Annotated in this window: 18 protein-coding genes; 9 read left to right on the top strand and 9 right to left on the bottom strand. The window is 69.7% G+C overall.

What is annotated here, in order from left to right:
- Positions 1-31 precede the first annotated feature (31 nt).
- Positions 32-1,447, top strand: coding sequence for a hypothetical protein (locus ABZX12_RS16470; protein WP_355693859.1), 1,416 nt, complete (start codon positions 32-34; stop codon positions 1,445-1,447).
- Complete coding sequence (locus ABZX12_RS16465) at positions 1,444-1,641, top strand: hypothetical protein (protein WP_355693857.1); 198 nt, start codon at positions 1,444-1,446, stop codon at positions 1,639-1,641. Before ABZX12_RS16470 ends, ABZX12_RS16465 begins: the two co-directional genes overlap by 4 nt.
- A 78-nt stretch (positions 1,642-1,719) precedes the next feature.
- Here ABZX12_RS16465 and rplI read toward each other — a convergent pair whose 3' ends face one another.
- The 5 genes from rplI to ABZX12_RS16440 all read right to left on the bottom strand — a co-directional run bounded on the left by rplI (position 1,720) and on the right by ABZX12_RS16440 (position 4,788).
- Positions 1,720-2,166 (bottom strand): 50S ribosomal protein L9, encoded by a 447-nt coding sequence (rplI, locus tag ABZX12_RS16460; RefSeq protein WP_355475787.1) that lies wholly within the window; start codon positions 2,164-2,166, stop codon positions 1,720-1,722.
- 14 nt (positions 2,167-2,180) lie between these two features.
- A complete protein-coding gene (rpsR, locus tag ABZX12_RS16455; protein ID WP_012924539.1) occupies positions 2,181-2,414 on the bottom strand; it encodes a 30S ribosomal protein S18 in 234 nt (77 codons plus the stop codon).
- Between the two features lie 72 nt (positions 2,415-2,486).
- Positions 2,487-3,074: a single-stranded DNA-binding protein gene (locus ABZX12_RS16450; protein WP_355693855.1), complete on the bottom strand. Its 588-nt coding sequence runs from the start codon at positions 3,072-3,074 to the stop codon at positions 2,487-2,489.
- A gap of 92 nt (positions 3,075-3,166) precedes the next feature.
- Positions 3,167-3,457: a 30S ribosomal protein S6 gene (gene rpsF, locus ABZX12_RS16445; protein WP_130386399.1), complete on the bottom strand. Its 291-nt coding sequence runs from the start codon at positions 3,455-3,457 to the stop codon at positions 3,167-3,169.
- A 197-nt stretch (positions 3,458-3,654) separates the two neighbouring features.
- A complete protein-coding gene (locus ABZX12_RS16440; protein ID WP_355693854.1) occupies positions 3,655-4,788 on the bottom strand; it encodes an MFS transporter in 1,134 nt (377 codons plus the stop codon).
- Between the two features lie 94 nt (positions 4,789-4,882).
- Between ABZX12_RS16440 and ABZX12_RS16435 the strand changes: the two genes are divergently transcribed.
- Both ABZX12_RS16435 and ABZX12_RS16430 read left to right on the top strand, forming a co-directional pair.
- Positions 4,883-5,383, top strand: a complete 501-nt coding sequence (locus ABZX12_RS16435) for an Lrp/AsnC family transcriptional regulator (protein WP_355693852.1) — start codon at positions 4,883-4,885, stop codon at positions 5,381-5,383.
- A 31-nt stretch (positions 5,384-5,414) separates the two neighbouring features.
- A complete protein-coding gene (locus ABZX12_RS16430; protein WP_355693851.1) occupies positions 5,415-6,221 on the top strand; it encodes a deoxyribonuclease IV in 807 nt (268 codons plus the stop codon).
- On the opposite strand, the gene ABZX12_RS16425 is transcribed toward ABZX12_RS16430, so the two are convergent.
- Entirely contained in the window at positions 6,211-6,702 is a 492-nt protein-coding gene (locus tag ABZX12_RS16425) for a hypothetical protein (protein ID WP_355693849.1), read from the bottom strand. The two genes, ABZX12_RS16430 and ABZX12_RS16425, sit on opposite strands and share 11 nt — an antisense overlap.
- Positions 6,703-6,730: 28 nt before the next feature.
- Here ABZX12_RS16425 and ABZX12_RS16420 point away from each other — a divergent pair, with 28 nt between their 5' ends.
- Positions 6,731-7,261: an NUDIX domain-containing protein gene (locus ABZX12_RS16420; RefSeq protein ID WP_355693847.1), complete on the top strand. Its 531-nt coding sequence runs from the start codon at positions 6,731-6,733 to the stop codon at positions 7,259-7,261.
- Here ABZX12_RS16420 and ABZX12_RS16415 read toward each other — a convergent pair.
- Genes ABZX12_RS16415 through ABZX12_RS16405 form a run of 3 tightly spaced genes read right to left on the bottom strand, consistent with a single transcriptional unit; the run spans position 7,230 to position 9,743 of the window.
- The gene (locus tag ABZX12_RS16415; RefSeq protein WP_355693845.1) at positions 7,230-8,438 is read right to left on the bottom strand and encodes an MFS transporter; all 1,209 of its coding nucleotides are present in this window, start codon (positions 8,436-8,438) and stop codon (positions 7,230-7,232) included. The two genes, ABZX12_RS16420 and ABZX12_RS16415, sit on opposite strands and share 32 nt — an antisense overlap.
- A gap of 31 nt (positions 8,439-8,469) precedes the next feature.
- Positions 8,470-9,183 (bottom strand): SDR family oxidoreductase, encoded by a 714-nt coding sequence (locus tag ABZX12_RS16410; protein WP_355693843.1) that lies wholly within the window; start codon positions 9,181-9,183, stop codon positions 8,470-8,472.
- On the bottom strand, positions 9,180-9,743 hold the full coding sequence (locus tag ABZX12_RS16405) for a TetR/AcrR family transcriptional regulator (RefSeq protein WP_355693841.1): 564 nt from the start codon (positions 9,741-9,743) through the stop codon (positions 9,180-9,182). The genes ABZX12_RS16410 and ABZX12_RS16405 overlap by 4 nt, the downstream gene beginning before the upstream one ends.
- A 121-nt stretch (positions 9,744-9,864) precedes the next feature.
- On the opposite strand from ABZX12_RS16405, the gene ABZX12_RS16400 reads away from it, so the two are divergent.
- From ABZX12_RS16400 to ABZX12_RS16385, 4 genes are all read left to right on the top strand, one after another.
- On the top strand, positions 9,865-10,782 hold the full coding sequence (locus ABZX12_RS16400) for an SDR family NAD(P)-dependent oxidoreductase (protein WP_355693839.1): 918 nt from the start codon (positions 9,865-9,867) through the stop codon (positions 10,780-10,782).
- Between the two features lie 127 nt (positions 10,783-10,909).
- Positions 10,910-12,040, top strand: a complete 1,131-nt coding sequence (locus tag ABZX12_RS16395) for a peptidoglycan bridge formation glycyltransferase FemA/FemB family protein (protein ID WP_355693837.1) — start codon at positions 10,910-10,912, stop codon at positions 12,038-12,040.
- A 4-nt stretch (positions 12,041-12,044) separates the two neighbouring features.
- Positions 12,045-13,046: an alanine racemase gene (locus tag ABZX12_RS16390; protein WP_355693835.1), complete on the top strand. Its 1,002-nt coding sequence runs from the start codon at positions 12,045-12,047 to the stop codon at positions 13,044-13,046.
- Between the two features lie 34 nt (positions 13,047-13,080).
- Positions 13,081-13,803, top strand: coding sequence for a methyltransferase domain-containing protein (locus ABZX12_RS16385; protein WP_355693833.1), 723 nt, complete (start codon positions 13,081-13,083; stop codon positions 13,801-13,803).
- The last annotated feature ends 3 nt before the right edge of the window (positions 13,804-13,806 follow it).

Raw genomic sequence — 13,806 nt, 5'->3', positions numbered from 1 at the left:
GGGAGATCTGTGGCGGGAATGAGAGGTCATCGTGGCTGAGAAGATCCCGTCCTGGCCGAAGGTCACGATCCGGCTGTACGACGACCACAACGCCGAGGTGAAGATCGCCGGTCGCAGCCACCCGATCAACCACCACGATCCGCGGCAGGCGGCGCTCCAGCTCGTCAGCGAGCAGGCCGCCCAGCTCGGCCGCGCCGTGAAGGCGACCGCGGTCGAGGCCGACGGCGCCTCCTGGCCGCTGATCATCCACCCGGACGGCCAGGTGGAGGCGATCGAGACCGACCCCCGCAAGGGCAAGAAGCCGATCTGGCCGATCATCGTCGCGATGGCCGTGGCGGTCGTCCTGATCGCCGGTACGACGCTGTACATCACGGTCTTCAGCAAGCTCGGCGACGGCAAGCCGCAGGTGACCGAGTCGCCCAAGCTGCCCGAGCTGCCCGCACCGCCCGTGCACGCCGACGAGTTCCCCCCGAGGACCCAGCCGCTCGGCTACTCGACACACGCCGGCTGGACGGTCGACATCGCCAAGGACAGCACGCCGGCGATCAAGCCCGACGGCACCGAGGTCGCGATCCTGACCACCGACCAGAAGGTCGCCGTGTTCGACAGCAACGGCAAGGTGCTGTGGCAGGACAAGGTGCCGAAGGACGCCGAGAGCCCGACCTACACCACGATCGACGGCAAGCTCGTGCTGGCGCTCACCACGCCGACCACCCTGTACTACTGGGCGGGCGGCGGCGCCGAGGCGAAGACGATCGAGCTGCCGGACAGCGCCAAGGTGCAGTTCTTCGGCAAGTCGCCGCTGGTCATGCTGTCCGACGAGTCCGGGGCGATGGTGGTCTCGGGCGGCGTCCTCAAGACGGTTCCGGAGAAGCCGCGGAGCTCCACCATCCTGCTCGCCGAGGGCGACCGCACGCTGATGGCGCAGTACTACGGCCCGCTCTTCTGGGCCCAGCCGGACAAGGAGACGGTGGAGGTGAAGCTGCAGCCGCCGGGCGGCGCGGGCGCCATCATCCAGGTGGTCTCGGCCAGCCCCGACTACGTCCAGGCCCTGTGGACCAACGCCAAGAACCCGGAAGAGGTCATCCCGTCGGTGCACTCGTCGGCGAGCGGCAAGATGGTCGCGAGCTGCGGGTCGATCCGCAACGGCGACACCGACGGCTGGGACTGGGTGCCCGACCCGAACCGGAAGTTCGCCGCCTGGGGTGAGTGCCTCGTCAACTTCACGCTGACCAAGAACAACACCCGGATCCTGCCCGGCTTCCAGCCGCTGTCGGTCAGCGGGTCGATGCTCTTCGGCACGATCAGCAGCAAGCTGACCGCCGTGTCGCCGAACTGGAACACCTACCCGCAGAACGACGGCACCACGCGGCCGTGGGGTGTGGCCGGCAAGCGCGCCGTCGTCGTGTACAACTCCGTCCTCTACGCATTGGACCCGTCGAAATGAGCCGGCCTACGCGTCGCGCGGCGCGGATCGCGACCGCACTGGTTGCCATCGGCATGCTGTTGGCGCCGTCCCGGGCGCTCGCGGACAGCGTCGAGCCGGAGCCGGTCGACTGGCCCACGGTCGAGGCGCCGAGCAGCGGTGGACAGACGGTCGAGCCGCAGCCGGTGGAGTGGCCGGCCCCCGAGAAGCCCTGAGGCGCTGCTTCTCCGGAAACGACGAAGGCCCGCGTCCCCCGAACGGGGAACGCGGGCCTTGGTGCGTCGGTGCCGGAATCAGCCGGCCGCGACCTCGAGGCGGACCGTAGCGGCCACCTCCGGGTGCAGCTGGACGGCGACCTGGTGCTTGCCGGTGGTCTTGATCGGCGACGCGATCGCGATCGCGCGCTTCTCGACCAGCGGGCCTCCGGCGGACTTGATCGCCGCGGCGATGTCGGCCGGGGTCACCGAGCCGAACAGGCGGCCGGTGTCGCCGGCCTTGACGGCCAGGGTGACGGAGAGCTGCTCGAGCTGGTTCTTGACCTCGCTCGCGTGCTCCTTGCCCTGGATCGCCCGGGCGTCACGCGCCCGCTTGATCGTCTGGATCTGCTTCTCGGCGCCGCGGGTCCAGCCGATGGCCAGGCCGCGCGGGACCAGGTAGTTACGGCCGTAGCCGTCCTTGACCTCGACGATGTCGCCGGGGGCTCCGAGGCCCTCGACCTCCTGAGACAGGATGAGCTTCATGGTCCGCGCCTCCCTCAGCGAGCCGTGCTCGTGTACGGCAGCAGGGCCACCTCACGAGCGTTCTTGATAGCGGTGGCCACGTCGCGCTGGTGCTGCACGCAGTTCCCGGTCACCCGGCGGGCGCGGATCTTGCCGCGGTCCGAGATGAACTTGCGCAGCAGCGCGGTGTCCTTGTAATCGACGTACGTCGCCTTGTCCTTGCAGAAGCCGCAGACCTTCTTCTTCGGCTTCCGAATGATCTTGGCCATTGTGGTGCTCTCTTCCTATTTCCAGAGCCCGGCACGGGTGCCGGAATGGTCACTGACTGGATTGCGGGACGATCAGAACGGGGGCTCCTCCATCGAGCCGCCGCCCTGGCTGGCCCAGGGGTCGTTCTGCGGGGCGGACTGGCCGCCACCGCCCTGCGGGGTCGCCCAGGGGTCGTTCTGCTGGCCACCCTGGCCGCCGCCCTGGCCGCCGCCGTAGCCGCCGCCTTGGTTGCCGCCACCTTGGTAGCCGCCGCCACCCTGGTTGCCGCCGCCACCGAAACCGCCGCCGTCGGAGCGGGAGGTCTTGGAGATCTTCAGCGTCGCATACCGCATGCTGGCGCCGATCTCCTCGACGTCACACTCGAAGACGGTCCGCTTGTTCCCGTCGCGGTCGTCGTAGCTGCGCGCCTTCAGGCGCCCGGTCACGACCACCCGGGAACCACGGGTCAGGGACTCGGCAACGTTCTCGGCCACCTGGCGCCACACCGCGCACGAGATGAAGAGGGTTTCCCCGTCCTTCCACTCGTTGGATTGGCGGTCCAGCGTCCGCGGGGTGCACGCGACGGTGAAATTCGCCACCGCGGCGCCCGAGGGTGTGAACCGCAGTTCCGGATCACCCGTCAGGTTGCCGATCAGGGTGATGGGTGGTTCGCCTGCCATTGCCGTTCCTCCTGCTATCGGGTGTGACTGCGTCTGCAGCTAGTGGTATCGGCCGGAGCCGACAGTTCCGATGACTGCTGACGACCCCAGGCTCAGTGCTGGTCCGGCCGGATGACCTTCGTGCGCAGGATCGACTCGTTCAGCGTGAGCTGACGGTCGAGCTCCTTCACAACCGCCGGCTCGGCGGTCAGGTCGACGACGGCATAAATGCCTTCGGACTTCTTCTTCACGTCATAGGCAAGCTTGCGACGACCCCAGATGTCGAGCTTCTCGACCGTGCCACCTTCCTTGCGGACGATGTTCAGGTACTGGTCGATGGACGGCTCCACGGTGCGCTCATCGAGCTCCGGGTCGAGGATCACCATGACTTCGTAACGACGCATGCGCGAACTCCACCTCCTTCGGACTTGGCGGCCACGGTCTCTCCGTGGCAGGAGGGCGATGCGGTCTGCTCCGCGACGGCACTTGCCGCCGTCGCCAAGCAACGAGCCCGGTCGATGGACCGGGCCACATCCAAAAGAGTACCAGCGTTCGGACGGCCACTTGACCATATCCACAGGCCTGTTGCGATGACTCTCCGTCATCGCTGCGTGACCCGCAGAGCGGTACGCCGCAGCACGAGCAGCAGCAACGGTACGGCGAGAACGCACGAGATCACCGCCAACAACAGGTAGCCGCCGAGCGTGTAGAGCCACGGCGACGTGGCGGCGGCAAGCGCCGAGATCGCCCAGATGGACGACTCGACCTTGCTCTCGAACCGCGTGCCGAGCAGCCGGGCGCTCCCGCCCAGGTAGCAGAGATTCCACGCGTAGCCGAGCAGGAAGAGCGCCGGGGTGAAGGCCGGTCCGGACTGTGTGGTCAGGACGGCGGCAACGACCAGCAGGAGGAGACCGGTCAGCATCACGGGCCGCGGACCGGTCCGGTCGATCCACCAGCCGGTCAGCGGCGACAGGGCGAACATGCCGAGCGTGTGCGCAGACAGCATCACGCCGAGGAGCCCAAGTCCCTCGCCGTGGTTGTGCGTGTGCACAGGGACCGCCGACATCAGCGCGACCATCACCAGGTGCCCGGCAACCATCACGCCGGCGGCCAGGAGGACCGACGTACGCCGGGACCCCGCCGGCTCCTCGTGCTGCGGGTGTGCCGGCTGCTCGGCGATGTGGACGGTGCGGATGTACGTCGACGCGACCAGCGCGCCGAACACGGCCGCGACCGCGAGCATGAACGGGCCCGCGACCGCAGGCAGCCCCAGCCACGAAGCGAAGGACTGGGACGGCGCCATCAGGAACGGCCCGCCCGCGGCGCCCGCCGTACTGGCCCACACGACGGCACTCATCGCCGACGCCCGGCGCGCTTCGGGTACTGCCTCGCCTGCCGCGTACCTGGACAGCAGGCTCGCCGCATTCCCGGCGCCGAGCAGGAACATGCCGGCGACCAGCAGCCCGACCGGCGCGCCCACCGCGGCCACGACGGTCAGCGCCGCGCCGGCGACACCCACGCCGTACCCGAGGCGAAGGGCGTGGGCGCGGCCGAGGCGAGTGGTCCACCGGCCGACGGCGATCGCTCCGGCCGCGGTGCCCAGTACGCCGGCCGTGTTCGGGACACCGGCCAGGCTGGAGCCGAGCTCGTCGGCAGTCAGGATGGTGCTCACCGCGCTCGCGGCGACCATCGCCGCGTTCATCAGCGCGGCGGCGAGAACGACGGGAAGCAGCATGGCCACCACGGTAGGAAGGCGACTGGCCCGGCTGAAGACACGATGTAAGGCGTTCGGCCTTGCGGAGGGCCGACATCGAAGGTGTTCTGAGGTGATGACCTTTCAGGAGCGCGAACTGGACTCCACGGACTGGCAGATCCTGGCGGAGCTGCAGTCCGACGGGCGGCTGTCGTTCAACCAGCTCGGGAAGCGGGTCAACCTGTCGCCGCCCGCGGTCGCCGACCGGGTCCGGCGGCTGGAGGAGGCCGGCGTGATCACTGGCTACCGGGCCGACGTGGACCCGGCCAGGGCGGGGCAGCCGCTGTCGGCGTTCGTCCAGATGCGGTGCACGACGGGCCGCTGCCTACTCAAGACCACCCGGGCCGAGGACTTCCCCGAAGTGCTCGAGATCCACAAGCTGAGCGGCAACTCGTGCTCGATGCTGCGCGTCCGCGTGACCTCGATGGACCACCTCGAAGGGCTCTTCGAACGACTCGGCGAGCACGGCGAGATGAACACCCACATCGTGCTGTCCACGGAGTCCGAGGGCCGCCCGGTCCAACCGCCGGCCGCCGAGCACCGCACGGTGACACGGTCGGCCGGATGGGGTTCCTGAACTGTCGGCGCACGGTTCTAGGGTGGTGGGTATGACTGTGAAGCTCGGTGCGCACGTGGACCAGGAAGACCCGCTGGCCGAGGCGGCCGATCGAGGCGCCGACCTGGTGCAGTTCTTCCTGGGGAACCCGCAGGACTACAAGGCGCCCAAGCTCGCGTACGCCGACGGCGAGGAGGCGCTGAAGGAGCGCGCCGCCGCGGCGGGGGTCGACCTCTACGTGCACGCCCCCTACCGGCTGAACGTCGCGAACACGAACAACCGGATCCGGATCCCGAGCCGGAAGCTGCTGCAGCAGACGCTGGACAAGGCCGCCGAGATCGACGTCAAGGGCGTGATCGTGCACGGCGGGCACGTCGGCGACGAGGACGACCCGGAGGCCGGCTTCGACAACTGGCGCAAGTGCATCGAGCGCGCCGAGCTGCCGGTCCCGCTGCTGATCGAGAACACGGCCGGCGGTGAGAACGCGATGGCCCGCCAGCTGGACCGGATCGCGCGGCTCTGGGACGCGGTGCAGGCGTCCGGCAACGACCGGCTGGAAAACGTCGGCTTCTGCCTCGACACCTGCCACTTCCACGCGGCCGGCGAGGAGCTGCCGACGATCGTCGAGAAGGTGCTCGCGATCACCGGCCGGATCGATCTCGTGCACGCGAACGGCTCTCGCGACGAATTCGGCTCCGGCGCGGACCGGCACAGCAACTTCGAGGAGGGCCACATCGACCCGGCCGACATCGTCGCGGTCGTGCAGGCCGCCGGCGCCCCGGTCGTCGTCGAGACGCCGAATGCGGACAACGGCCAGAAGACCGACCTCGACTACCTGCGAGCGCATCTCACGGCGTAGGTGCCTCGGTCTTCTCCAGGCCGTAGAGCCAGTAGGTCACGGCCCACGGAAGCAGGACGGCGAGCGCCGGGGTGTTGTCGGTCGGCACGAGCAGGCCGCAGATCACGACGATCACCATGACCACCGTGCTGGCCTTGAACACGTCGAGCGGCCCGCGCAGGCGGGTCCGCAGCGTGAGGCGCTTGCGGGCGCAGGCGAAGTACGCCGTGGCGAGCGCGAGCAGGCCCAGCATCGCCACCACCGCACCGAGCCAGGCGAAGACGCTGTAGTGGCTGTCGGACCGGGCGATGCCCACGACCAGGAACACGCCGACCAGAACGGTCAGCCAAGCGCTGGTCCACATCAGCCGGTCGACCGTACGCTGCGCCTGCTCGGGATCCGGCTTCGGTTCGGCCTCGTCCTCGCGGTCCTCCTCACGCTCGGCTTCCGCCGCGGCTTCGGCAGCCGCGGCGGGCTCGGGCTCGGGGTCGGGGTGCGCCATGGCAGCGACGGTAGCGCAGAATGAGGTTATGCAGCCCTGGGCGGAGCGGTTTCCCGATCTGTTCGCACCGGGCTACTGGGAGTGGGGAGAGCTCGACGTCCGCTACACCGTCGAGGAGCCGCCGGACGAGCTGATCAGCAACGTCCACGTCGTCTGCCGGACCGTCGGCGGAATCGTTGTGTGCGCCAACGACCTGGGCTGGCGTTTCCTGCCGGGCGGGACCCGCGAGCCCGGCGAGTCGATCGAGGAGCTCGTCCGGCGTGAGCTGCTCGAGGAGGCCGGCGCCCGGCTGACCGGACCGCTCACCTGGCTCGGCGCCCATCGCGCCGACCATCGCCGCGAAACGCCCTACCGTCCGCACCTGCCGCACCCGGTCTCGTACTGGGCGAACTACGTCGCCGACGTCGTCGTCGAGCAGGAGCCGACCAACCCGGACGACGGCGAACAGGTGACCGAAGTGCTGGTGCTGCCGCCGGAGAAGGCCGCCGAGTACCTCGACGGTCAACCCGAAGAGGTGGGCTCGATCGTCAGACTGGCTCAGGCAAGGGGGCTGGTTTAGCCGCTCGCCACGGCAGCAGGAGGGCGCTCAGCGTGCAGCAGATGCCCGCGACCCACAGGGCGCCGCGCATCCCGACCAGCGTCGCGAGCACGCCGCCGAGCGCCATGAACGCGGGCTGCACGCACCGCGAGCTGATCGACCAGGACCCGACCACGCGCGCCATGAACCTGTCCTCGGTCACTTCCATGCGGTACGTCGCGAACGACGGGTTGAACGCCCCCGCTCCCACGAGCAGTCCGGTCTCCGCGACCGTGAGCAGCACGAACCCGGCCCACCCGTGCGGCGCCAGCGGGAACAGCAGGAGCCACGGCGCCCGCAGTACGCCGAAAGCCAGCAGCATCCAGTGCAGCCCGTGCTTCCGAGTCAGCCGCGGGGCCATCCGCGCACCGATGACGCCGCCGATGCAGGAGATACCGAGGAAGACGCCGTAGCTCCACGCCGACAGCCCCAGGTCGCGCAGCATGAAGACGGTCAGCAGCGGCGACGTCATCATCACCGGCCCACCGAACAGCTGCGAGTTCCAGAACAGGATGCGCAGCCCGCGATGCCGCAGGATGTAGCGCCAGCCCGCGGTGATGTCGCGCTTGCCTTCCCGCTTCACCGGCTCCGGCTCTGGTTGCTGGATCCGCCGGATGCCGAGCGCCGACCCGAGGAACGAGACCGCGTCGACCGCCAGTGTGACGGTTGCGCCGACCAGACCGACCAGCACACCGCCGAGCGCCGGCCCGACGCTCAGGGACACCCAGTTCGTCTGCTCGAAGCGGCTGTTCGCCTCGGCCCGTCCCTCGGCCGGGACGAGCGCCTTCAGATGCGCGCCACTCGCCGCCTGGAACGCGATCGTCCCGGCCGCCTGCAACACTCCCGCCACGCACAGGTGCGCATACGTCAGCACGCCGAACGCTGCGGCGACCGGCACCGAGACCAGCGCCGCGAACCGCACCAGGTCGGAGGCGATCATCACCGGCCGTTTCCGCCGCTGCTCGATGAAGTCCCCCATCGGCAACGCGAGCGCCGCACCGGCCACCGCGGACAGCGCGGCGAGCATCGAGACCTGGAAGGTGCTGGAGTCCAGAGCCAGCACGGCGACCAGCGGCAACGCGCCGAGGCCGACCGCCGATCCGAACGCACTGACCGTGAATGCAACCCACAACCGCCGGAAGTCTCGACCCAAAGACATCCCGCGATCGTAGGGACCGGCACCGACAGAATCAGCGCAGGTTGAGACCGCCGTCGAGCAGGATGACCTCACCGGTCAGGTAGCCGTTGTGGATAACCGCCGAGATCAGGTCGGCGACGTCCGCCGGCTGGGCGGCGCGGCGCATCGGGCTCGAGGTCTTCCACAGGTCCTGGGCCGCGGTCCACGACTCGGTGAGCGGCGTGTCGACGAGACCGGGTGCGACGGCGTTCACCCGGACGTCCGGTCCGAGCGCGGCGGCGAGCAACTTCGTCACGTGGTTGAGCGCCGCCTTCGACGCGGCGTACGCGATCGAGCTGCCCTTGGGCCGGACGCCCGCGTGGCTGGTCACGTTGACGATGCATCCGCCGGATTCGCGGAGCGCCGGGAGGGCCGCCGTACACAGCAGCCACGGCGCGATCAGGTTGACGTCGAGCAACCGCCGCCAGTCGTCGGCGGTCAACCCGTCGAGATCCGCGTGCGGCACCGGCCAGCTGATACCGGCGTTGTTCACGAGTACGTCGAGGCGTCCGTGCTCACGCACCACGTCCGGCACCAGCGCCTGAGCCGCGGCGTCGTCCGACAGATCAGCCTGGTGGTACGACCCGCCCAACTCCGCCGCCAACGCCTGCCCGGCAGCGCGGCTGGACCGCGAGTGCACCGCGACGGTCATCCCGTCCGCGGCGAGTCGCCGTACGGTCGCGGCTCCGATACCGGAGGCGGATCCGGTCACCAGAGCAACCTTCATGCGCCGTACCGCAGGCCGTCCATCAGCAGGTCGAGCAGCCGGCCTGCCTGGTCACGGTCGTCGGCCGCGGCACCGCCGACGCCGCCGATGCTGGCGAGCAGGTCCTTGGCCGAGATGTCCGAGCGGATCTGGCCGGCGGCCGCGCCGGCGTCGAGCAGCGGCTGGACCGCGCCGACGAGGAGCTCGAAGCTCTGGGCGTACGGGTTCGCGCCGGAGGCGAAGACCGCCCGCAGCGCGTCGGCCATGCCCCGCTTGCGGGCCATGTAGTCGATGAAGCGGTCCATCCACGCGCGCAGCGCCTGATCCGGCGGCAGCTTCGCGAGGAGCTCGGGAGACGCGTTGCAGACTGCTGCCAACTCGTTCCGGTAGGCGGCCTCGATCAGCAACTCACGGGTCGGGAAGTGCCGGTAGAGCGTGCCGATGCCGACGCCGGCGTCCTTCGCGATCCCCTCCAGCGTGGCCTCCAGGCCGCACTTCGTGAACGCGCGTCCCGCGGCCGCCACGATCTGGTCCCGGTTGCGCTGGGCGTCCGCGCGCAGCGGGCGCTCACTGGTACTCATCTCCCCTCCCTCCCTGGCCTCACAACCTAGCGGACTTGATAACCGGAGGCACCTCCGGTTAACTGGAATTACCGGAGGCTCCTCCGGTTACAGCGTAGCTCGTAGAACAGGACCGCACCTGATGAGCAGGATCACCACTCCTTTCACGCATGACTCCACCGCGGCCGAGGTCGTCGCCGGCGTCGACCTGACCGGTCGCCGGGCCGTCGTCACCGGCGGCGCTTCCGGGATCGGTGTCGAGACCGTCCGGGCTCTCGCCGCGGCGGGCGCCGAGGTCACCCTCGCCGTCCGCAACACCGCCGCCGGCGAACGGGTGGCGGCCCAGATCATCGAAACCACCGGCAACAACCACGTCTTCGTCGCGCCGATCGAACTCGCCGACCGCGCCTCGGTGCGCGCCTTCGCCGCCACCTGGGACGGGCCGCTGCACATCCTGGTGAACAACGCCGGTGTGATGGCCGAGCCGCTGACCCGGACACCGGAGGGCTGGGAGCACCAGTTCGCGACCAACCACCTCGGCCACTTCGGGCTCGCCCTCGGCCTGCACGGCGCACTCGCCGCGGCCGGCGACGCGCGGATCGTCTCGGTCAGTTCGAGCGCACATCTGCGCTCGGACGTGCACTTCGACGACATCCACTTCGAGAACCGTCCGTACGACGAGTGGGCGGCGTACGGCCAGTCGAAGACGGCGAACGTGCTGTTCGCGGTCGAGGCGGCCAAGCGCTGGGCGAGTGACGGGATCGTCGCCAACGCCCTGATGCCGGGCGGCATCCGGACACCTCTGCAGCGGCACGTCCCGGACGAGCTCCTCCAGCAGTGGGAGCACTTCCCGTGGAAGACGACCGAGCAGGGCGCCTCCACGTCGGTGCTGCTGGCCGCGTCCCCGCTGGTCGCCGGTGTCACCGGTAAGTACTTCGAGGACAACAACGAGGCCCTGCCGCACGCCGAAGGGCAGGAAGGCGGCGTCGCGGACTACGCCCTGGATCCGGAGTCGGCCACTCGGTTGTGGGACTTGTCAGAAAGCCTGCTCGTCGACTGAGCTCCGACCTTGAGCACGGATCAACCACTCCCCGCGACGGAATATGGTTGGTGGGTGCTCAAGGTGGCTTTGATCAGACACCGGCTCAGCTACGGTTCCCGGGGCTGGGCCGGTAACCTGACCGACCGTGAGTGACTTGAGCATCCGGACCATCTCGACGGACGAGCATGCGGCCTACATCGCGGCCCAGCCGTCGGCGAGCTTCCTGCAGACCCCGGGGTGGGCGGCGGTGAAGAGCGAGTGGAAGGCGGAGTCGCTCGGCTGGTACGAGCCAGGCACCCCCGGCACCCTGGTCGGCGTCGGGCTGGTGCTGTACCGGCAGATGCCGAAGGTGAAGCGGTACCTCGCCTACCTGCCCGAAGGCCCGGTGATCGACTGGGACGCGATCGACCTCGGCAGCTACCTGCGTCCGCTGGCGGCGCACCTGCAGGAGCGCGGCGCGTTCGGCATCCGGATGGGCCCGCCGGTGGCGGCCCGGCGGTGGACCGCGCAGACGATCAAGGACGCGATCGCCGGCGGGCAGCAGCCGCGGCTCGGCGACGTCCGGCCGGACGTGATCGAGCCGTCCGGCGCCACGGTCGTCGACAAGCTCCACAAGCTGGGCTGGAAAGCCCCTCGGATCGCGGAGGGGTTCGCGGCCGGGCAACCGCAGTACGTCTTCCAGGTGCCGCTGGCCGGCCGCACCGAGGACGATCTGCTCAAGGGCATGAACCAGCTCTGGCGGCGCAACATCAAGAAGGCCGCCAAGGCCGGCGTCGAGGTTTCGCAGGGCGGGACCGAGGACATCAAGGCGTTCCACGCGCTGTACGTCGAGACCGCGCAGCGCGACCACTTCACGCCGCGCCCGCTGCCGTACTTCGAGAAGATGTACGCCGCGATGGCCAACCAGCCGGCCGATTGCTGTGACTTCCGGATCTACAACGCCCACCACGAGGGCGACCTGGTCGCGTCGACGATCTGGGTCCGGGTCGGCGGTCATTCCTGGTACTCCTACGGGGCCAGCTCGACCGCCAAACGCGACGTGCGCGGATCGAACGCGATCCAGTGGCGCATGATGACGGACGCGCTCGCGGCGGGCGCGTCCGTGTACGACCTACGGGGCATCACCGACACCTTGGACCCGAACGACCCGCACGTCGGGCTGATCCAGTTCAAGACCGGCACCGGCGGCGAGGCCGTCGAGTACGTCGGTGAGTGGGACCTGCCGTTGAACAAGGCGCTCTACACCGCATTCGACCTCTACATGAGACGGCGTTGACACCATGCCCCTAGTCCTGCACGTCGATTCCGATCGATGGCGTGAACACCTGCGTTCCACGTGGAACCCCGACATCGTCCCGGTCGCCAAGGGCAACGGGTACGGGTTCGGCAACCACCGGCTGTTCGCCGAAGCCCGCGCGCTCGGCGCCCGGACGGTCGCGGTCGGCACGTACTTCGAGGTCCCCGCGGACCCCCGCGAGGACGTCGTGGTGCTGTCGCCGTGGCGGCCGTTCCTCGAGGTGCCGCAAAGCAAGAACGTGATCCACACGGTCAGCCGGCTGGCCGACCTGGTCTCGATCCCGGCCGGCAGCCGGGTGCTGATCGAGGTGATGACCTCGATGCGCCGGCACGGTATCGGCGCCCGCGAACTGCGGCACACGATGCTGCTGAACGCGCTCGACCGGATCCGCTTCGAGGGCTGGTCGCTGCACTTCCCGATGGGCGCCGGCGGTACGTCGGCCAACCTCCGCGAGGCGCAGCAGCTCGCGAAGGCGGCGCTTGACGTCCGCAAGGGCACGCTGTGGGTGTCGCACGTACCGGCCCAGAAGCTCGCCGACATCGGTCCGGACGTGAAGCTCCGGATGGGCACCGGGCTGTGGCTCGGCGACCGCGGCGCGCTGTCGGTCAAGGCGACCGTGCTCGACGTGCACTCGGTCCGGCGCGGCGAGCGCGTCGGCTACCGGCAGCGCCGGGTGAGCGGCGACGGCCACATCCTGATCGTCTCCGGCGGTACGGCGCACGGCGTCGGCCTGGAAGCGCCGACCGCGGCGGCGACCGTGCGGCAGCGCGCGATCGCGATGGCCAAGGGCAGCCTGGACGCGGCCGGGATGGCCCTGTCGCCGTTCAGCATCGAGGGCAAGCAGCGCTGGTTCGCCGAACCGCCGCACATGCAGGCCAGCATGCTGTTCCTGCCGTCGTCGGTGGCCCCGCCCGCGGTTGGCGACGAGATCGACCTGGACGTCCGCTACACCACGACGACGTTCGACAAGGTGTCGATGGATTGACTTCAGGTCCACCTGAAGTTGCAGCGTGGACCGTATGAGGTTTCTGGAACGGATCGAGGAGGGGCCCGGTGCGGCGGCGCTGCGCGCGACGTCGTACCGGATGCTGGCGCTGAAACGCGGCGCGACCTGCGTCGACGTCGGCTGCGGGGCGGGGCACGCGGTCGCCGAGCTGGCGCGCAAGGGCCTGAAGGTGACCGGGGTCGATGCCGACCCCGAAGCGATCGAGGCGGCCCGGGAGCGGGCGCCCGGAGCGATGTTTCACGTGGCACATTCCGGCGAGCTGCCGCTCGAGAGCGAGTCGATGGACGGGTACCGCGCGCTGCGGCTGTTCCACCTGCTCGCGGATCCGGCCCCGACGATCGACGAGGCGCGTCGGGTGCTGCGTCCCGGCGGGCGGATCGTACTGGGCGGGCAGGACTACGGGTTCGTCCTGATCGACAGCTCCGATCAGGACTTGACCGATGTGATCCGCCTCGGCCTCGAGTCCCGTACGGTGTCGCCGCGCGCGACTCGTACGCTGCGTGACCTCCTGCTCGACGCCGGCTTCCACGACGTCGAGGTCGCCGTCCACACCGAGGTCGTCACCGACTACGAGCTGATGGCGCCGCAGCTGAGCGCAGCCGCCGGCGCCGCGGTCGAGAAGGCGCTGATCACCCAGGGCGACGCCGACACCTGGCTCGCCGAGCAATCCGATCGCGGCCGCCGCGACCGCTTCCTCGCCGTACTCCCGACGCTTCTTGTCGGCGCACGGCGTTAGCGT

Origin of the sequence: Kribbella sp. NPDC003505, from assembly GCF_040610875.1 — a bacterium.
GTDB lineage: Bacteria > Actinomycetota > Actinomycetes > Propionibacteriales > Kribbellaceae > Kribbella.
Note: the sequence above shows the minus strand (reverse complement) of the source record. Positions and strands in the feature narration are given on the sequence as shown.